This window comes from Phenylobacterium immobile (ATCC 35973) (assembly GCF_001375595.1).
Taxonomy (GTDB): Bacteria; Pseudomonadota; Alphaproteobacteria; order Caulobacterales; family Caulobacteraceae; genus Phenylobacterium; species Phenylobacterium immobile.
On record NZ_CVJQ01000001.1, the window covers coordinates 2,661,225 to 2,679,511 of the forward strand.

General features: G+C 65.5%; 15 protein-coding genes. 4 read left to right on the forward strand and 11 right to left on the reverse strand.

The features are described from left to right. Positions 1 to 130 precede the first annotated feature (130 nt). Positions 131 to 1,516, forward strand: a complete 1,386-nt coding sequence (locus tag BN1313_RS13020) for a L,D-transpeptidase family protein (protein WP_091741449.1) — start codon at positions 131 to 133, stop codon at positions 1,514 to 1,516. Positions 1,517 to 1,574: 58 nt separating this feature from the next. Continuing rightward, on the forward strand, positions 1,575 to 2,027 hold the full coding sequence (locus BN1313_RS13025; RefSeq protein ID WP_091741452.1) for an Hsp20/alpha crystallin family protein: 453 nt from the start codon (positions 1,575 to 1,577) through the stop codon (positions 2,025 to 2,027). Between the two features lie 18 nt (positions 2,028 to 2,045). On the opposite strand, the gene BN1313_RS13030 is transcribed toward BN1313_RS13025, so the two are convergent. From BN1313_RS13030 to BN1313_RS13055, 6 genes are all read right to left on the reverse strand, one after another. Next, positions 2,046 to 2,636: an NAD(P)H-dependent oxidoreductase gene (locus tag BN1313_RS13030; protein ID WP_091741455.1), complete on the reverse strand. Its 591-nt coding sequence runs from the start codon at positions 2,634 to 2,636 to the stop codon at positions 2,046 to 2,048. Between the two features lie 11 nt (positions 2,637 to 2,647). Next, a complete protein-coding gene (locus BN1313_RS13035; protein WP_091741458.1) occupies positions 2,648 to 3,199 on the reverse strand; it encodes a hypothetical protein in 552 nt (183 codons plus the stop codon). Further along, positions 3,199 to 4,224: an AI-2E family transporter gene (locus tag BN1313_RS13040; RefSeq protein ID WP_245620198.1), complete on the reverse strand. Its 1,026-nt coding sequence runs from the start codon at positions 4,222 to 4,224 to the stop codon at positions 3,199 to 3,201. The genes BN1313_RS13035 and BN1313_RS13040 overlap by 1 nt, the downstream gene beginning before the upstream one ends. A gap of 35 nt (positions 4,225 to 4,259) precedes the next feature. Further along, entirely contained in the window at positions 4,260 to 5,105 is an 846-nt protein-coding gene (locus BN1313_RS13045) for a universal stress protein (protein WP_091741464.1), read from the reverse strand. A 31-nt stretch (positions 5,106 to 5,136) separates the two neighbouring features. Then, the gene (locus BN1313_RS13050) at positions 5,137 to 6,003 is read right to left on the reverse strand and encodes a universal stress protein (RefSeq protein ID WP_218054370.1); all 867 of its coding nucleotides are present in this window, start codon (positions 6,001 to 6,003) and stop codon (positions 5,137 to 5,139) included. Positions 6,004 to 6,213: 210 nt separating this feature from the next. Next, positions 6,214 to 7,488 carry an MgtC/SapB family protein gene (locus tag BN1313_RS13055; RefSeq protein ID WP_091741470.1) on the reverse strand — a complete coding sequence of 425 codons (1,275 nt, stop codon included), beginning with the start codon at positions 7,486 to 7,488 and terminating at the stop codon, positions 6,214 to 6,216. A 174-nt stretch (positions 7,489 to 7,662) separates the two neighbouring features. Between BN1313_RS13055 and BN1313_RS13060 the strand changes: the two genes are divergently transcribed. After that, positions 7,663 to 8,301, forward strand: coding sequence for a c-type cytochrome (locus tag BN1313_RS13060; protein WP_091741473.1), 639 nt, complete (start codon positions 7,663 to 7,665; stop codon positions 8,299 to 8,301). A gap of 158 nt (positions 8,302 to 8,459) precedes the next feature. On the opposite strand, the gene BN1313_RS13065 is transcribed toward BN1313_RS13060, so the two are convergent. The 4 genes from BN1313_RS13065 to BN1313_RS13080 form a co-directional block, all read right to left on the reverse strand. Beyond that, complete coding sequence (locus tag BN1313_RS13065; RefSeq protein WP_176696013.1) at positions 8,460 to 9,275, reverse strand: CHAD domain-containing protein; 816 nt, start codon at positions 9,273 to 9,275, stop codon at positions 8,460 to 8,462. A gap of 183 nt (positions 9,276 to 9,458) precedes the next feature. After that, positions 9,459 to 10,325 (reverse strand): universal stress protein, encoded by an 867-nt coding sequence (locus tag BN1313_RS13070; RefSeq protein ID WP_176696014.1) that lies wholly within the window; start codon positions 10,323 to 10,325, stop codon positions 9,459 to 9,461. A 658-nt stretch (positions 10,326 to 10,983) separates the two neighbouring features. Beyond that, on the reverse strand, positions 10,984 to 13,452 hold the full coding sequence (locus tag BN1313_RS13075; RefSeq protein ID WP_091741482.1) for a TonB-dependent receptor: 2,469 nt from the start codon (positions 13,450 to 13,452) through the stop codon (positions 10,984 to 10,986). Between the two features lie 387 nt (positions 13,453 to 13,839). Beyond that, positions 13,840 to 15,417, reverse strand: a complete 1,578-nt coding sequence (locus BN1313_RS13080; RefSeq protein WP_091741505.1) for a 4-hydroxyphenylacetate 3-hydroxylase family protein — start codon at positions 15,415 to 15,417, stop codon at positions 13,840 to 13,842. 502 nt (positions 15,418 to 15,919) lie between these two features. On the opposite strand from BN1313_RS13080, the gene ribB reads away from it, so the two are divergent. Beyond that, complete coding sequence (gene ribB / locus BN1313_RS13085; RefSeq protein WP_091741508.1) at positions 15,920 to 17,086, forward strand: 3,4-dihydroxy-2-butanone-4-phosphate synthase; 1,167 nt, start codon at positions 15,920 to 15,922, stop codon at positions 17,084 to 17,086. Here the strand turns inward: ribB and BN1313_RS13090 are convergent. After that, entirely contained in the window at positions 17,083 to 18,063 is a 981-nt protein-coding gene (locus tag BN1313_RS13090; RefSeq protein ID WP_091741511.1) for a quinone oxidoreductase family protein, read from the reverse strand. The genes ribB and BN1313_RS13090 overlap by 4 nt on opposite strands. Between the last annotated feature and the right edge of the window lie 224 nt (positions 18,064 to 18,287).

Sequence of the window (18,287 nt, forward strand, 5' to 3'; positions counted from 1 at the left end):
GCCCCGGAGTTCAGGCGAGCGAGACAAACCATCGCTGCGCGGGCGATCTCAGCCTTGATCTGCATCAGCGCAGCGAGCGCGGTGACAGTTCAGGGTCGAGACAAGAAAGCCTTCCTTGCCCAGAGCCCTCATGAGCATTCATCCCCACGATCCAGGCGATCTGGCTTCACTCACCCCGGCACCGCGCCGTGGCCGCGAGATGGACAGGCGGCTTTTCATTGTCGGCGCCGCAGGCTCCGGGCTTTGCCTCGCCGCTGGAAGCGTCGCCCCCCTGTCCATCGCCGAGCGTCGCCTCGTCGCGGCGACGCTCGGCGCAGACGGCCGGACCGCGCCGGACCTGTTGGAAGCGCTGATGACGTATGCGCGCCGCGAAGCCGGTCAGCGCTTACGCCCGTCGTCCATCGACCGCGCCTGGACCCTGGAAGCGGCCCGTCGCGACCTGGGCCGAGAACTCGCCGCCGCGCGGCAAGACGGACGACTCGCCGAGTGGATCGCTGGCTTGTCGCCCCGCGCGCCAGACTACGCCGCGCTGCAAGGTCTGAAGACTCGCTACGCCAGCTTCGCGCAAGCTGGCGACTGGTCCGCCTGGGATGGCCCAGCGCGCCTGCTTCCGGACGCCCGCGACCCCCAGGTCGCAAGGCTTCGAGCCCGGCTGAGCGCTGAGGGCTACAGTGCGCCCGCCGCAGAGCCGGAACTGTTCGACCGGGGATTGGCGGACGCCTTGCGGGTCTTCCAGGCCAACCACGGTCTTACCGTCGATGGCGTCCCCGGCCCGGCCACGCGCCGCGAATTGAACGTCGCCCCTGCGGCGCGCCTCGCCGCGATCGAAGCGAACTTGGAACGCGCGCGCTGGTCACCCCGCCTTCGCGCCCCCGACCGCGTCGAGGTCGATACAGGCCTGCAAGTGGCCCGCCTGATCGTGGGCGGCCAAGAACATTTGCGGATGCCCGTCGTCGTCGGCGCGCCAGCCCATCCGACGCCAATGTTCGCGGCGCAGATCGAGGCGGTGGTGGCCAACCCCTTCTGGAACGTCCCTGACTCGATTGCGCGCAACGAGCTCCTGCCCGCCGAGCGGCGGCGGCCCGGTCATCTCGCCGCAATGGGCATAGGCTGGGTCAACGGGCGTTTGCGCCAAAGGCCTGGACCGCAAAACGCGCTAGGCCTCACAAAGCTGGAAGTTCGGAGCCCCTTCGACGTGCATTTGCATGACACGCCCGCCAAGGCGTTGTTTTCTAAACCTGTGCGGGCCTTCAGCCATGGCTGCATTCGCCTGGAGCAGGCCGAGGCCATGGCGACCGCCCTCTTGGGAACCCTAAACATGCCGTTGGATCCCTATCGCCAGGCCCTGCATACGGGCGCGACGACGCGTTGGCCCCTGGTGCGGCCCTTGCCCCTGATCGTGACCCATACGACGGTCGCAACCGACGACTACGGCAGGGCGCTCTTCAGACCGGACATCTACGGCTGGGACCGCAAGCTGACGCTGGCGTTGGCGCAATCCGCCCGCCAAGGTTGACTTCGCGCAAGGCGCAGACCGGCGACGAGCGCTTCGATGGCGCAAACCGGAGGCTCATGTGAACGCGGCATTGCAGGACGAGACGTCCGAACCGACCCTCGACCCCCAACAGGGCGTCGCCTTGCGAGGCCTTGAGGAGAGGCTCGACGCGCTCGGCTCAGGTTTCGGGGCCTTTGCGGAGCCCAGCTTTACGCCTCGGATGGATGTTGTTGAGACGCCGGGGTCGATGCGCCTTCATATCGACCTTCCCGGCGTCAGCCGGGACGATATCACCATCGATGCGGAAGATCAGGTGTTGGTCATTTGCGGCGTGCGGCGTCACGAAGATATCGATGACGCTCATGTAAGGCTCCAGGAACGCGCCACGGGGACGTTCTCACGCTCTCTTTACGTGCCGGGTGGCTTCGACCCAGACACCGTGAAGGCCGTCCTGCGCGATGGCGTGCTGACCATCGTCGTTCCCCGGCGGACGGACACCGAGAAGAAGCGGATTCCAGTCTCGGTCCGTTGAAATAGCTGCATGGTCGGCTCAGCAGGCGAAGTGCGATGCGACAGCCTGTCTGACGCTTGCGACAACACGATCGACAACATCCTGCCGGACGCCGGTAGTCATTCCGCCAAAGTGCAGGTGGTCCAAGACGGTCAACCCGCAGACGGCGCCGATGTGATGGTCGAACCCGAGCTGCAGCGGCTCCAGTGCGGAGGTCTCGCTCAGCCAATCGTCCGGCGCGCCCGATGTGGTGATGCTGATCAGGCGGCGACCATTGAGCTGCGGCTCCATGCCCCCGACCACAGGCTCAAAGCCGAAGCCCATGCCGAACACGCGGTCGATATAGCCCTTCAATATCGCAGGCGGACCGTTAAACCAGAGCGGATAGACGAACGCGAATACGCGCGCTTCGGCGAGCCTGTGTCTCTCACGCTCGACGTCGGCGCCGAAACGCGGAAGGTTCGGCCCCGGAATCTCGGCGGCCTTAAGGCAAGGATCGAAACCGATGGCGTACAGGTCAATGAGGTCCGCAGCCTGACCCAGGCCGCGTGCGGCCTCGACGTAGGTCGTAGCGATCAGCCGATTCAGACTTTCCGGCGCGGGATGGGCAAGGATGACGGCGTGCCGCATGAAACGTCCTCCTAGCTGTCGCGCGGCGACGCGCTCACCGCGATGAGGGCCGCCCCAGAGGCCGCAAAGGCGACCGCCAACACCTCGCCAAGCCCGACCGCTGAGTTCGGGCGCGCGAAGGCTATGAGAGCGGCCATGCACAGGGTGGTCGCCGAGGAGGCGAGCAGCCAACGCCAGGCCGGCAGGGGGCGCAGCTGAAGCGCGGCCGCCAGGGCGGAGCTGCCGTCGATAACCAGCACCGCCGTCATCAAGCCGAGCGCGGTCATCGCGCCGGCGTGGGGATTGAAGGTCATCCAGGCCCCAGCGCCGACGGCGCAAGTCGAGGCGATCGCCCCGATGACTCGGAGACGCCCGGACAGGGTTATGATTGCAAACCCCAACATCAGCGCGCCGAACAGCCAGAGCAGCCAGCCCGCCAGTGCGCCCATCGCCATGAAGGCCAGGCGCGGGGTGAATGCGGCCGCAGCGGCCAGGGCGATCATCATGACGCCGATCAGCAATGCAGGCCGCCGCCGCCGAGGGTGAAGGCTCGCCGCCGTCCGATCGATATAGGCCGACGTCATCAGGACATTCCTTCTTGTGCGGATGGCCGGTCGCCCAGCACGTCTTCGACGTAAAGGCGGCGGACCAGAACGTGCGCGACGATGGCCAGAGGGGTGGCGAAGAAGACGCCCAGTGGTCCAAGAAGAACCCCCATGGCCAGCACGGCGAAAAGGGTAAGGGCCATCGGCAGCTCCACCATCTGACGAAGGACCAGCGGTGTGAGGACGTTTGCTTCAGCTTGCGATGCGCAGAGGTAGACGATGGCCGTCCAGATCAGGGTGTTCGGACCAGCCCCGCTCGCGACCAGAAGCCCGGGCAAAGTCGCCGCCATTGGTCCGACGACCGGCACGAACTGCCCCAAGCCCGCCAGCACGCCAAGCGCCAGGGGGGACGGTGTTCCGGCCGCCCACAGACCCAGGCCGACCGACGCCCCGACGACGATCATCGAGATCATCTGGCCGACCAGCCAGCGGTTCAACGCCTCGCCGCAGTGGCGGACAACGGCGGCCGCTCTTGGTCGGGAGGTTGGGGGGACCAGCCGCAACGCGCCGCTGAGATAGGTCGCCGGGTGGAAGGCCAGGTAGAGCCCGGCGAACATGACGATGACGGCGCCGACGCCGCTTTCCGCCACGGCGCCGAAGACCTTGGGCAACGCGCCGACGACGAGCCCATCGACATGACCCAGAGTCTCGAGATCGCGAAGGAGAAAGGCGCCCGCCGTGCTCGTCGACAAATCGCGCCTCAAGGCCTCCCATGCCCTGGGAAGGAGATCCCCTAGCGCGGCGGCCTGCACCGTCGCCTGGCTGCCGAAAAGCCACAGGGCGGCGGCGGCGGCGGCGGCCAGGAAGCAGATCGACAGCGACAGGGCGATCTTACGAGGTATGTGAAGCCGCTGGACGAGGGGCCGCGACAAGGCGTCGAGCAGGATTGCGACGAGCACGGCGCCGAAGGCCATGAGCAGAACGTCCGCTAGGCGCCAGGCGAGCACGAGGCCAATCGCCAGCCAGGCCCACCGCCACGGGCGCAAGCGACCCTCGGCGGACACCCGCCGCGGTCCGGGCCCTCGCCTCAAGGCTGGCGCTAGTGCGACAGCAAGACCGGGCATGGCGGCGCGTCCAGAATGGCGCGGGTCGCGCCTCCGAGGATGAATTCGCGAAAGCGCGCGTGACCGAAGGCGCCCATCACCAGAAAGTCGGGCGACGTTTCAGAGACCCGGTCCGCCAGCAGCGCGCCTATTCGTTCACCGGAGGCCGGACGCTCCTCGAGGGTCGCCCGGACACCGTGCGTCTCGAGCCGACGCAACAGGTCCTCAGCCCCCCCACGCTTCACCGCGGGCTTCTCGTCGAGGGCCGCAAAGACCTCGACCTTGGCCGCCCGCTTCAAGATTGGGAGCGAGTCGCTGACCGCCCGCGCGGCCGAGGCGCCGCCGTCCCAGGCGACCAGAACCGAGCCGACGCCATCGCCTTCCCGCGGCGCCATCTCCTCAGGATAGACCAGGACCGGACGCCCAGACCCGAACAGCACGGCCTCGGCCATTTCCCGGCTCGCAATCACCGAGGGCCCCACCGGCGACAGGACGATGTCATGGGTGCGCGCGGCCACGGCGACAACCTCGGCCTGGAGTTGCATGGAGGCCGTCACCGTAACGCACCGCATGGGCTCGCCGAACTGCTCGGCGGCAAGCCGCGCGGCGTTCGCCTCAGCCTGGGCGCGGGCGGCGCTGCGCGCCTCCTCATGCTGAGCCAGTTTCTCGAAGCCGAAGACGGCGTCGGCGAAGGCGTTCCCAAGGGCCGGGATGTCCACCTTCACCGTCAGCAGCGTCATGAGGCCGCCCAACTGCCGCGCAAGAGCCACCCCGTTACGGATCGCCGGGTCCGGCGTCGCATCGGGATAGGTCAAGGCGGCGAGCATCAGGTCGCGATACATCCTAGCCTCCAGGCTGGTTCGTGGCGGTCTCTCAATGACTCATCATCACGAACTCGCGCCCGCCCCTCAGAAAATGCTCCGTGACGCCACCGAACGCCCACTCGCGCAGACGATTGTGTCCGTAGGCGCCGCAGACGATGAGATCGGCCCCCTCGACACGCGCCACGCGCTCAAGCTCCTCGGCCGTTCCGTTCGCCGCCACCGTCACCATTTGGCGCGCGGCCACGCCATGGCGGCGCAGGTAGGACGCCACATCCTCGACCTCCGCTTTTACTGGGCCCTTTTCGCCGCGCGGCGCGACCCCGTGCACCAACACGGTTTTAGCGGCCTGCAGGAACGGCATGGCGTCGGCGATGGCCCGCCGGCACTCGCGGGTGTCCTTCCAGGCGACCACGATCGCCTCGGCGCGCAGGTGGTTCCGGCCCCGTGGGGCCACAAGGACCGGGCGGCCCGCGGCCATGACCACCTCTGCCGGGTCGGGATACCGCGTCCCGTTTTCAGGCGCCTTCTGACCGACGATGATCAGGTCCGCCGCCCGGGCGGCGCGGACGAGCGCACGCGCCGGATAATCCTTCACAGCGCGCCACTCGATATCCGCCCCGGCGGCGTCACGCCGAAACGCGGTCTCCGCCGCCTTAAGATCCTTCGTCACGCGTTCCTGCATGGCCGCGTACCAGTCGGCCATCGCCAGTGCTGAGATCGGGTCGGCCGCCGGCGGGGCATCAAAGGTTTCAGCAGCCAGCCCGATCAGGTGCGCGTCGAAAGCGCGGGCGAGACGGGCGCCGAGTTCTGCGCGATGACCGGGCTCTAGCCCCGCCTCTGCGTGAACAAGCAGTGTCCGATAAGTGCGGCGGCCCGATGCGGCGTCGGTGGCGACGCGTTCCTTGACCTGGTCCAATGTAGAGCTCCCCTGAGCGCTGCTGATCGAGTGAACCCCGCTCTCGGGCTTCCTGGAGAACCAACCATCGACCAGGTCAGGCGAACATTCGTGTGCGACTCCTACGTAGCGATACGGAGCCGGCCACGGCGCCGCGTGACCCATCGCGGAGACCCTGTCGGCGCGCCGGCTTGGCGAACGCGCCGGGCGTTCCGAGGCCGGGTTCCGTCCTCAGCCCCAAAAGCGGATGCCGCGCCATTGGAGCGCGAGCACGCTCGCCGCCGCAATCAGGGCGCCAAGCGTAGAGGCGGAGAACCATGAGGCGAACCGCCCCCCGCCCTGGAAGAAGCCGAGCGCCATCTTTGTCGACGAATCCATCGCCACGGCCAGAACCACCGCTCCAGCGGACGTTCCAAGCGCGCAGGGGCTCAGGATGACCGCCTGCGCCGCCGCGATCGTCACCGTGTCGACATCGACCAGACCGCCGAGAGCCGCGACCGCCAGCAACCCTGACGCGCCAAACGTCGCCGAAAGCGTTCTGGCCAGGGCAAGCACCGCCCCCAGCACGGCGGCGAATTTGAAGACGACGACCAAGTCGAATGGGCTGCGCACGGTGGGAGCCGCCAGGGGTGGTCCCATATCACCGCGCCTGAGCAAGAGGAGTCCAAACAGCACGGAAGCCATCGCGAAGACTGCGAGCGGGGCCGCAAGCCTTAGCGCCAGGGGCGGCGAGAACGCGGCGGAGATCAGCCCGATCCTGACGGCCATGACCCCGTTCGCCAAGGCGGCCGCGCCCGCCGCGGTCTTAGCCAGACTGGGTGTAACCTTGGCCGTCCGCGCGAGATTAAAGGTCACCGCCGTCGAGGAGACGACGGCGCCGACCAGGCTGCCGACGACCAGACCACGGCCTTCGCCGAGCGACCTGCCCGCCGCGTAGCCCATGAAAGAGGCTGCTGTCAGCATGATCGTCAGCAGCCAAAGCTCATGAGGGTTGACGGCGCCGCTCGGTCCAAAAGCGCGATCCGGGATCAGCGGCAATACGACGAGCGTCATCGCCAGCAGCACGATCGCGCTTCTCAATTCCTCCAAGGTGATCCGGGTGACCCACCGATGAATGGGCGTCTTGAACGCCAGAAGGCCGGTGACAACCACGCCGGCGCCGGCCACGACGGTCTGGTCGGTCAGCACCGCGCCGGCGCCCAAGCAGAAGACCGCCAGGCCCGCCACCACACCCGTCATCGAAAGGTCACGGCTCGTCGCCTGCTCCCGGCTCTTCCAGGAAACCAGCGCAAGGGAGAAGCAAATGAGAACCGCAGCGAAAGCGGTCCCGCCCAGGGCCTGGCCTAGGAGGCCCGCCAGGCCGCCGAGCAACCCGATCAGTGCGAAGGTGCGCACGCCCGCCACGCGACGCCCTTCCTGGGCGTCGCGTCGGCGCCAGCCTCTTTCAATACCGACAAGGAGACCGATCGCGAGGGCGAGGGCTAGGCTTTGGGCTGCTTGGGGCATGGCACCTCCGCATGCCTATTGCAGCAGGTCCAGACGCAGCGACTTGCGCTGCATCAAGGCGACCTTGCGTCCCAAGCCCGCGGGCGACTCCGTAGCGCTACTTAGAGGAGCGACCGAAATACAGCCCTTCCGCCCCTTCGCTTAACCATCGGAGCTTGAAAACGAGGTTCCGCGATGTCCGACTCCCTCACCCACGCGCCGAAACCCGAAGGCCTTGGCGCCGCGGCGGCTCGCCTGGGCGCCCGGCTCAATGTCCTCCGCGAGTGCGATGTCCGCACTTTTGAGTATCCCGCCGACCGGCTCTATTTCATTGCGAGAAGCGTCACCGCTTGCCCGACAGCCGACGGTCGCGCATCAAGGGCGCCTGCCCCTTTCCCTTGGACTTCCAAAGCGACGCCGTTCACCGCGCAAGGCGCTCGAAGCCATGGCCGCCTGATGCAGCGCCTCGTCTCGCTTAACGTCCGTGCCTCTGCGGCGCTCGCTCTGGCGGCCGCGCTTGCCGGCGCCGACCCCGCATGTTCCGCCGAGGCCATAGCCGCCGTCGACAGCGGTCAACGCGCGGTCGCTCGCGGAGAGCGCTTCGCGCGCGCCAATTGCAGCGGTTGCCACAACATCGGCTCGGACGATGGAGCGCCCTACAAGGCGCCTCCCTTCCGGGGGCTGGCGCAGGTCGTTGAGGGCCGTTTGCTGCTCGACCGCTTCGCGACGATCTCCGCCCATGGCGTGAGACAGATGCCGCCTGTCACGATCCCCAATCAGGATGTCGACGACCTGGCGGCGTACTTTGATCACCTGCGCGACCGACCCCGTTAATCGAGGCTGCGGGCGGCGGCGGCCTGCGCGAGCGCAAGGTTGTCAAGCGGCCGGCCTGGTTGGCGCGCGGAGCCGTAAGCGTCGAGAAGCGCCTGCCGATCGCCCGTCTCAATCCTGGCCAGACGAGGGTGGCCGTCGATGAGCCCCGTTCGGAAGGGTCACGCCAGGGCGTCGGGAAGCTTGGGCAACCGGTCGCCGAGGACGCGAAGCTGAGCGGCGTCCATCGTGGCGTGAAAATCCAGGCTCGATATCTCTCCCTCGGGCAACAACCGCCTCACGATGCGCTTCTGCACGTGCCGGTCATGCGCATCGCCCAAGGTGGAATGAAGCTCTGCAAGACGATCCATGTAGGCGTGTGAGGCGGCGTCGCCCGCCAGCAATTCAACAGCGTAACGAAGGCGACGGGCGCGCCGCCGCAGACGATGTTGCGCCCTGGGTCCCATCGGCGTGTTCGCGCGCAAAGCCCGGCGCAGTTTTCGATCCTGCCTGACCACGATATCGCGCAGCACGGCCTCGAGGCGCCCAACGTCAACACTGCAGAGGGTATCCTCCAGCAGGGCGCCTGCGAGATACGGGCCCAGGGGCGGCGCGCCAAGGGCGTGGGTCGCCTTGATCACCAGATCCTGACGCCTGTGGAAGAGGCGGGCCGCCAGCAGGTCATCGGCGTTCGTCGCCAGGGTGTAGGGGCGCTCCTCTTCGAGCCGCAGCCTCAGCACATCAAGGTCGCGCACGCGCCCGAGCAAGCGGTTCGCCCGCTTAACGGGGGGCGTGGGTTTGCGTCCCGCCTTCGCACAGGCGGCCTCGAGCGCCTGCGCGAAGGCGAGACGCCGCAGCGCTCGGCGCAAGGCATGCACCCGTTGCGGATCCGGGCTTTGCAGAAAGGCGCGATGAATCTGGGGGAGGGCCGCCAGTTGATCACGAATCCGTCGTTCCAGGCGGTCGTGCTCGACCACCAGGGGAGCGCCGTCAGCCATGTCATCCTCCGCAACCGCCGCGCCTGCATGCTGCGCAGCCGCGCCAAGCCCGCCTTGCGATCGATCAAGCCTATTGCGATCCCCACCGCTATCCATCGCCATGCGTCGGGACACGACTGTGCGGCGTTGAGGGCGAACAGGCCCGGCGCCGCGCGCCGGGCTCTTCCAACACGGCGCCTGTCGTCAGTGGCTCAGCAACACGTAGCAAGTGGGCTCGTGAAGCAGCGCGCGCGTCACCCCGCCAAACACCCACTCCCGCGCGCGGCTGTGACCGTAGGCCCCAGCGACGATCAGGTCGGCGCTGTTCAGCTCCGCCGCGCTACGCAGCAGGTCCGCGGCGTCCTGATCGTTACCGTGAGTGATCGCAGTACGCGCCGCCACGCCATGGCGACGCAGGGCCGTGGCGACATCGTTCGTCACGAATACGGCGTTCGCGTCTTCATCCTTGCCACAGACCACCTGGACGATGACGTCGTCCGCCCGGCGAAGGAAGGGCATTGCGTCCGCCACTGCCCGCCGCGCCTCGCGCGTGTCCTTCCATGCCACAATCACCGTGCGGCCGTGAAAATGATGGGCGGACCTTGGCGCGATCAATACTGGTCGGCCCGCCTGAACAACCAGCTCCGCAGGGTCGACAGAGCGAACCGATCCGCCCCGACCTTTTGGACTGGCGATGATCAGGTCCGCTGCGCGGGCGGTCTTGGCCATGGCTTGGACCGGATAGTCCTGAACAGCGCGCCACTCGAGATCGGCGCCGGCGGCGTCTCGCTCGAAAGCGCGCTGCGCCTCGACCAGATCGGCCTCAACCTGTTCCTGCAGAAGCGACGTCCAATCCGCAGCAGGGCCCATCATCGGATCAACCATGGCGATCGGCTCGATCGTCTGGGCGCCAAGACCGATGAGGCGGGCGCCCATCGACCTGGCGAGGTTGGCCGCCACCTCAACGCGTTGGCTGCTGGCTAGCCCCGCCTCCACATGGGTGAGGATCGCCGCGTATCCATCCGTCACTGCGCGTGCAGGGATCGACCTTAAGGGCTCGCTGGTGATCATGACTATGCTCCTCGACATCAAGTCTGTTGACGCGATGGTGCTAAGCTTCTTGTCGAAGCACCGACATTCCGGAGCGTGCTCTACGTAGCGTTACGGAGCCGCGGCCCGGGGCCAATTCGACATCGCACAGGGGGCGCCGACACGCGGTCGGCGTTCGCGGGCGACCGCGCTGGACACAGCGGCCCATAGCTTCAGCTGAATTGAGGCTGCGGTCCCAGGAGATGCACTCAGGCCTCAAACGGGCCGACGGGCGCACATTTCCCGACCCCGCAGAGAGATCATTAGGCGGATCGGCATCCGCGTCTGCGCCTCAAGGACGCGTCGATCGCATCACCGCGCTAACGGCGTTGCGCGGGGCTCGCGCATTGCTCTCTCGACTCCGTCGACGCGCAAGGCGCTCGGATCGAAACCGTGGAGTGCAGGTCATGAAGGTCGTGCGTTATCATGAGAAGCGTCCCGCGGACGTTCTGAGGATGGAGGACCTGCCGGCGCCGACGCCGGGCGATCCGAAGCTTACCCCCTTCAACCGACACTCCCCCACGTGTCGGGCAATTTCGCCGTGTCGGTGGTAACTGTCGAAGCTCCGTCAACGCCGTCTTCGAACGAAAACGGCCGCGCCCTGGTGGGCGCGGCCGCAGTCGTCAGCTGTGTTGGAGGCTTAGAACTGGGCCTCGAGCCGCACGCCGAAGGTGCGCGGCGAGCTGATGTTGGCCACGACCATGCCCGCGTAGTTCGGGTTGGAGTCGGTGCCGGTGTAGACGAGCTCGTCCGAGAGGTTGCGGACGAAGGCGCCCACAGACCACTTGGCCGGATCGCGATAGGTCACGTTGACGTCCTGGGTGAAGTAGCCCTTGAGCTTCATCGCATCCAGGTAGGCCACGCCGCCCCAACGCAGGGTGGCGAACTGGGTGTTGATGCCCGCATCGATGGTCGCGCCGTTCTCCAGGAAGAAGGTGTGCGTATAGCCCACCGTGCCGGCCCAACGCGGGGTGCGGATCAACTGACGGCCCGAGCAGTCGACGTTCTGGAACGTCAGGCCGGGGACCGGCTGGACAGTCTGAGGGCTGACCGCGCAGGTGGAAGCTGCGGAGTTCACATTCACGCCGGTGTAGACGAACTTGCCGAAGTTGGCGTGGTTGTACTCCACGCCCGCATGGAAGACGTCGTTGGGCGTGAAGCGCCAGGTCACGTCGATGTCGCCGCCGTACATCTTGGCTTCACCGGCGTTGGTGTAGCCGTTGGTCGGCAGGCCAGCGCCCGACAGGAAGTTGAAGTTCTGCTGGCTGTCCTTGTAGGTCCAGTGGAACAGTTCCAGGTTCACCTGCAGGGCGTTGTCCAGGAAGCGGTTGCGCGAACCGATTTCCAGGGCGTTCAGCTTCTCAGGCCGGTAGAACGAGGCCTCGCCAGGCGCGCCGCCGAGGACGGAGGTGGCGTTGAAGCCGCCCGCCTTCTGGCCAAGCGCATAGGTGACGAACAGCATGTTGCGCTCGGTCAGGTCGTACTCCAGGCCGACCTTGCCGGTCGTCGCCGTGAAGTCCTTCTTGCCGATGAACACGTCGCGCGTGCACGGATCCGGCTTCAGGTAGCAGAGACCCGAGTTCGGGCCGTTGCCAGCCGGGAACCAGGGCTGGCCGCCCAGCAGGCTGTACTGCAAGATCTTGCCGTCCACCGCCCGGTGATCCTTCGTATAGCGAAGGCCGCCGATCAGGCGCAGTTGGTCGGTGACGCTGAACGTCGCCTGGCCGAACAGGGCTTCGGCCTGGTTGCGGAAGATGTAGTAGGTCTCCGCGTTGCCGTTACGGATCGTGTAGGACATCACGCCGCCGGTGATGGCGCTCTGACGTTCGTCGAAGATGTAGAGACCGGCGACCCAGGTCAGGCGCTCCGACGAGTTGCCCAGGCGGGCTTCGAAGGACCGCATGTCGGACTTCTCAGGCCGACGGGCCGCGGAGTTGAACACGCCGCCCGGGAAGGTGACGTAGTCGTTGCGCACTTCGCGATAGGCCGGCAGCACGGTCAGGGTCGCAAAACCCAGGTCGTAGTCGAACTGCGCGGTCAGGTTGCTGAACTTGTTGTTCACGTGCGGAATGACGGTCCGGACACCCGGCTCGGTGGGGGTCAGGATCTGGCTGTTGCCGGGTCCGCACAGGCCTTGCGAGCCGATCGGGGTATAGACCGGGCCGTTGGCGCTGGCGCCGAGGGTGAAGCGGGTGTTGGGCGCGCAGTTGTTGTTGGCGACCGCCACCGCGTAATAGATCCGGCGGTATTCCGGATCGAAGAAGTCCGCCCGCGGGTCGCTCGGATAGGGCACATTGCCCAGACGGGCGTTAACGAGATTTTGCGTCACCGCCTGCAGCGGGCCCTTGAAGACCTGGGCCGGGCCGACGCCGCCGACGTGGGTGTACTGGGCGATCAGCAGGGCTGAGAAGCGGTCATTGGGCTTCCACAGGCCGCTGACCCGGAAGCTCTCGTGCTTGTCGTCGTCGAAGCCGCTGGTCGAATAGCCGTTGCGGGTGACGAACTGGGTCGAGGCCCGGATCGCGGCGTTCTCGCCGATCGGCACGTTGATGGCGGCTTCGCCGTTCACCAGCTTGTAGTTGCCGACTTCGAGACTGGCGCGGCCACCGTAAGAGCCCAGGGTCGGCTTGCGGCTGATGATGTTCAGCACGCCGCCCGAGGAGTTACGGCCGTAGAGGGTCCCTTGCGGTCCCTTCAGCACTTCAATCCGTTCGAGATCGAAGAAGTTGCCTTCGATCGACTGAGACCGGGCGACGTAGACGCCGTCGACGTTGGTGGCCACGGCCGGGTTGGTCAACGGCGTCGAGCCGAAGTCGCCGACGCCGCGGACGTAGATCTGGGTCGCCGGGCCGCCTTGGCCGATCTGGACGCCCGGATCGAGCTTGACCAGGTCGCGGGCCTGGGTGACGCCGGCCTGGGCCAGGGCCTCGGGCGACAGCACCGAGATGGCCAGTGACGACTTCTGGATAGATTGCGTGCGGCGTTCGGCGGTGACGATGACTTCGCCGACGGCGACGCTGCTAGCGTCCTGCGCTGCAGCCGAGGCGGCGATCGCCGTCGCAGACGCGACGACGCTCGCTCCCAACAACAGGAGTGTTCGTAGATTCATGGCGCTTCCCCCATATTTGTTTTAAGGCCGTGGATTTCCCTGTGAGAAATCCAAACTGGTTCTGGATGAACTCAATATTTTCTTGGATCCAATTTGCGAATTCAAAATTCGCAAAAGCATTACTAACTACTGTCACACTCCAGGACGACGGATATATTGATCCGTTACAATGAAAAATCTACTCGACCTTTCACGTACACGCACCTCTATCTTCGCAGAGGTTGATGTGGATTTCCCAATATACACGATCTCCAGTACCATCCTTACGGGGTAAGGACATTAAGTCAATGTGATTCCCGAACAATGACCTCGTGTTCGAGTGACTAATATTGAAGGTGTGGCGATAATGTCTCCACCAATACTTGCAACCTCAAGAACTATCTTTTGTTAGGTCACTGAAGCTTTAGGTGTCGTGGGGTGTGACGCCGCCGGATAGCTCAGGGTGAGATCCGCATTTCGCTCGCGGCGCGCGGGCGGCGTGTAGCCGACGGCCGGCACGGGTTGATCAGCGCCAGGCCCGACCAAGGCCCGCTCCACGGTCGCAAAGAAGGGCGACTTGTCGTAGCCGAGGTAGAAGCCCGCCGAGTTACGCACTGGGTCGCCGCTGTAGAACTTGACGTACTGGCGGATCCGCTGACCGAAGGCGTCGCCCGTCAAGTCCCACGCCAGCTTGAAGAGCTTGACCCGTTCCTCGGCGCTGACACCGGGGCGACCGCGCACATACTTGTCGATATACGGCCGCAGCTCGGCGTTATCGAAATCGCCCTTCGATGGCGCATAGAAGAAACCGCCGCCTGCGAGGGTATGGATGATGTCGACGTACTGCTGGTGGATCGAACCAGCCAGGCGGTGGCCCGCCCCGATGCCGTCGGAATAGGCGACCCAGTAGCCGTCGGGCCGCTCGAAGGCCATGGCGTCGGCCGCCAGATAACTCGTCTTTACCTGGTCGTAGGTCTGCAGCATCTGGCCAAGCTTTTCCTGGATATGCAGGAAACCGGTGATGCCGATCGCGTCGGCGAGCTTGGTGGCCACGCCGATGAGGAGTTCCAGCGACGCCATCTGGCGCGAGGAGGTCTGGATCATCATGCCGGACCGCGGGTCCATGGGCGCGGAGTTCACCACGAGGCCGCTGCCGGGCGAGCCGTCGACGATGACCCGGTCCCAGGGCACAAGGACGTCATCGAAGATGGCCACGCAGTCCATCTCCTCGAAGCGGCTGCTCAGCGGGTGATCGAAGAACGTCTTGTCGCCCGGCGAATAGCTTTCGCGACACAAGAACTTCACGCCCTTGGTGTTCGTCGGAATGGCGAAGACCAAGGCGTAGGCGTCGTCGCCCGGGGCCACGCCGCCGAAGGGGCTGACGACCAGTTCTTCAGTAAGCGGCGCCATAGTGCCCAGCATCTTGGCGCCGCGAACGATGATGCCTTCTTCCGTCTCGCCGACGCGGCCGAGATGCAGGAAGGGATCTTCCTGGTTGGCGGATGTCCTGTTGCGATCGATCTGCGGATTGACCAGCACGTGGGTCATGAACAGATCATTTTCCCGAACATGCTCAAGGTAGGCGAGCGCGTTTTGGCCGTACTTGGGATTGACCTTGCCGTAGTGCTCGGCCGAAAAATTCCAGCTCGACACCCAGGCGTTCATGAAGTCCGGAGCCCGGCCCATGGTGCCGAAGTTCTGATCGGCGCGGGCTTTGAAATGCCGGCGGCGCTTGACGATCTCTTCGCGTGAACGCGGAATCAGAAACGAGGTCGAAACCGGTTCGCCCGTTGTCGGCGACGGGAAGAGGCAAATGTCACGGAACTTCGGATCATGCTGCAGATCGTACTGCTCCATGATCGACTGAATCGGGCCGGTAAAAGCCGGATGCGTCGTCACATCCTCAAGGCGAACCCCGTTCAGCCACACTTCCGGCTGAGCATTCCGCAAGGAGTCGAGATAGTTCTGGCCTGTACGTGCGCCCATAGTTTCCGTCCCAAGTTCGCGTCCGACGACGCAATGGCGCTTGAGCGCCTTTGTGGGCGGAAGAAACTTACACCGTAGGGCTTCTGTCAAGCCTGACGTTGTAAGGCTGGGAGGTGAAAGCTAAGGCGGATGGTCCGTCATCGGTCGCAAGTCTGCGACGGGCCCGCTGTGCGGGTCGGGATTATCCTATTGTTTCCATACGAATTATTGTCGGATTATGGGACTGCCGCCAGGGTTTGGCGCGAAGGCTGACGGCTGGAAATTATGCGGACGATTTCACACGCGAGGCGGAGTGCGGATCACGGGTTCGTGATCTTACGGCGTAAATCAATTCACGAGCCGGATTGACGCGGGAGAAACTTACGTCGTAAGTTTTATTGGCGCTGAGGTTTTAAGCATTATCTCAGCGGCTGTTGTTTTACCTCCAATTGAACTTCCCACCCTTAGCAATGAGGGTGGGAATTTTTTTGACTACTTAACAACGCTAGCTTGTGAGGAAGATATGATAAGATCACAGGCGTCAGATAGCCTTGATGCCGTGGCCTCGCATTTTGAACGAGCGATTTCTCCGATTGAGGAGATCATTGAGGAGGCGCGCAACGGCCGGCCCTATATCCTGGTTGACGCTGAGGACCGGGAGAACGAGGGCGACATCATCATCCCCGCCCAGTTCGCCACGCCCGAGCAGGTCAACTTCATGGCCCGCTACGCCCGCGGCCTGATCTGCCTGTCGATCACGGCGGAACGCGCCAAGGCTTTGCGCCTGCCGCCCATGGCCGTCGACAACCAGTCCGGCCACGGCACAGCCTTCACCGTCTCCATCGAGGCCCGGGAAGGCGTCACCACCGGCATCTCCGCCCAGGACCGCGCCCACACCATCGCCGTCGCCGTCGATCCCTCCAAAGGCCCCGACGACATCGTCTCGCCGGGCCACGTCTTTCCCCTGGTCGCCAAGGACGGCGGCGTCCTCGTCCGCGCCGGACACACCGAAGCCGCCGTCGACATCTCGCGCATGGCCGGCCTCAACCCCGCCGGCGTCATCTGCGAGATCATGAAGGACGACGGCTCCATGGCCCGCCTGCCGGACCTCGTCGCCTTCGCCCAGCTGCACGGCCTCAAGATCGGCGCCATCGCCGACCTCATCGCCTACCGCCGCCGCACCGAGCGCCAGGTCGAGCGCGTGCTGGAACGCCCCTTCGACTCCGCCTACGGCGGCCGCTTCCGCATGCTCGTCTACCGCAACGTGCTCGACCGGACCGAGCACCTGGTCCTCGCCAAGGGCCGCATCGATCCAGACAGGCCCACCCTAGTGCGCATGCATCGCGTCGACATCGCCGCCGACATGCTCGGCCACGTCGAAAAGCGCCGCGACTACGTCCCCGCGGCCCTCAAGGCCATCGCCGACCACGACGGCGCAGGCGTCGCCGTCTTCATCCGCGATCCCAATCCCGCGTGGCTCTCCGAGCGATATGGCGCCGACGACGACAACCAGAGCGACCACACCTTGAGAGACTACGGCATCGGAGCCCAGATCCTCCTCGACATGGGCGTCGGCGAACTCATCCTCCTCAGCTCCTCACAGACCGTCCTCCCCGCCGCAATGGGCTTCGGACTCAAAATCGTCGGGCGAAAAGAACTCGCCGAAACCACCCACCACCGATCGGTCTAGCCAGGGACGAGAATGACCCGCCCCTTAACGCCGCCCGTTTCCAGAAGACGGTGCGCCGCGGCGGCCTCTGCGAGCGGCGCCGTCTGCGACTCCGGCAGGACCATGCCGTCGCCTTTCAAGACGGCAAGCGCCTTGACGACACGGTCCAGAGCGACGCCATCTAAATCCTCCGAACTGTAGCCCGTCAGGGTGAGCGGGCGGATCAGGGTCCAAGCGTCAAAGGCGACGTCGCCGCCCGCCATGGCGCCTACAAGAGACAGGACGCCGCCGGGCCGCAGAGCGCGGACGGCCGCACTGAAGACGACCCCCGCGACTGAATCGAGCACCCCGTCGATCGACTCCGGTGGGATTTGCGGTGCGGTCCCTCTCGCGGCGACGATCACCTCATCGGCGCCCAGGCTGCGCGCATAGTCCCCATGGGCGTCCCGCGAGACCATGGCGATCACCGTCGCGCCTTGGGCCTTGGCGATGCTGACGCCTGATGAGCCGACGCCGCCGGCGGCGCCGGTGATCAGGATTCTTTTGCCGGCGACCGCGCCGATCCGGCCAAGACCTTCATAAGCGGTGACACCACCGAGGCCGATGGTCGCCATCTCAAGCGGCGTCAGGCCATCGGGCAAGGCTGCGATGGCATCGGCGCCCACCGTCACATAGTCCGCATAGCCCCCGGCCCGCCGCGCCAGTACGCCACCCAGGCCCTGCATCATGGTGACCACCGCCTGACCCGGCGACCAATCTGACACCGCGACGCCCACTTCAGTGAGCACGCCCACGACCTCGACACCGGGCGTGTATGGAAAGGGCGCGGCCTTGGCGATCGGCCAGACGCCCGCGCGAATCTCGAGATCGGTGTGGTTGATCCCCGCTGCGGTCATGCGGATCCTGACGTCGCCAGGCGCGGGAGGTTCGACCTCAACAGTCTCGTAAACCATGACGTCAGGGTCGCCGTAGCGTCGGATCCGGATCGCCTTGGGCATCGATTCTGCGGCCCTGGTTATGAGTGCGGAATTTGGCACGGTAGGCGCCAGGCGAGCCGATCGTAAGGCCGAGCCCAAAAAAACTTGGCGGAACCTGGTACTTCACCGCGCGAGGCGGCGCTTGTTATTCATTAAAATTAGTCACTTAGGTGGAAGAGAAGCTGAGCTACGGTTCTTCTTGACTCCTAAGCCTTACGGCGTAAGTTTGCAGTCAGGCGCCATTA

Bases quoted from the DNA above. Each gene is read 5' to 3' on its own strand.
- BN1313_RS13020 (WP_091741449.1), top strand. From the start codon at position 131: ATGAGCATTCATCCCCACGATCCAGGCGATCTGGCTTCACTCACCCCG.
- BN1313_RS13030 (WP_091741455.1), bottom strand. From the start codon at position 2,636: ATGCGGCACGCCGTCATCCTTGCCCATCCCGCGCCGGAAAGTCTGAAT.
- BN1313_RS13035 (WP_091741458.1), bottom strand. From the start codon at position 3,199: ATGACGTCGGCCTATATCGATCGGACGGCGGCGAGCCTTCACCCTCGG.
- BN1313_RS13045 (WP_091741464.1), bottom strand. From the start codon at position 5,105: ATGTATCGCGACCTGATGCTCGCCGCCTTGACCTATCCCGATGCGACG.
- BN1313_RS13055 (WP_091741470.1), bottom strand. From the start codon at position 7,488: ATGCCCCAAGCAGCCCAAAGCCTAGCCCTCGCCCTCGCGATCGGTCTC.
- BN1313_RS13060 (WP_091741473.1), top strand. From the start codon at position 7,663: ATGTCCGACTCCCTCACCCACGCGCCGAAACCCGAAGGCCTTGGCGCC.
- BN1313_RS13065 (WP_176696013.1), bottom strand. From the start codon at position 9,275: ATGGCTGACGGCGCTCCCCTGGTGGTCGAGCACGACCGCCTGGAACGA.
- BN1313_RS13070 (WP_176696014.1), bottom strand. From the start codon at position 10,325: ATGATCACCAGCGAGCCCTTAAGGTCGATCCCTGCACGCGCAGTGACG.
- BN1313_RS13075 (WP_091741482.1), bottom strand. From the start codon at position 13,452: ATGAATCTACGAACACTCCTGTTGTTGGGAGCGAGCGTCGTCGCGTCT.
- BN1313_RS13080 (WP_091741505.1), bottom strand. From the start codon at position 15,417: ATGGGCGCACGTACAGGCCAGAACTATCTCGACTCCTTGCGGAATGCT.
- ribB (WP_091741508.1), top strand. From the start codon at position 15,920: ATGATAAGATCACAGGCGTCAGATAGCCTTGATGCCGTGGCCTCGCAT.
- BN1313_RS13090 (WP_091741511.1), bottom strand. From the start codon at position 18,063: ATGCCCAAGGCGATCCGGATCCGACGCTACGGCGACCCTGACGTCATG.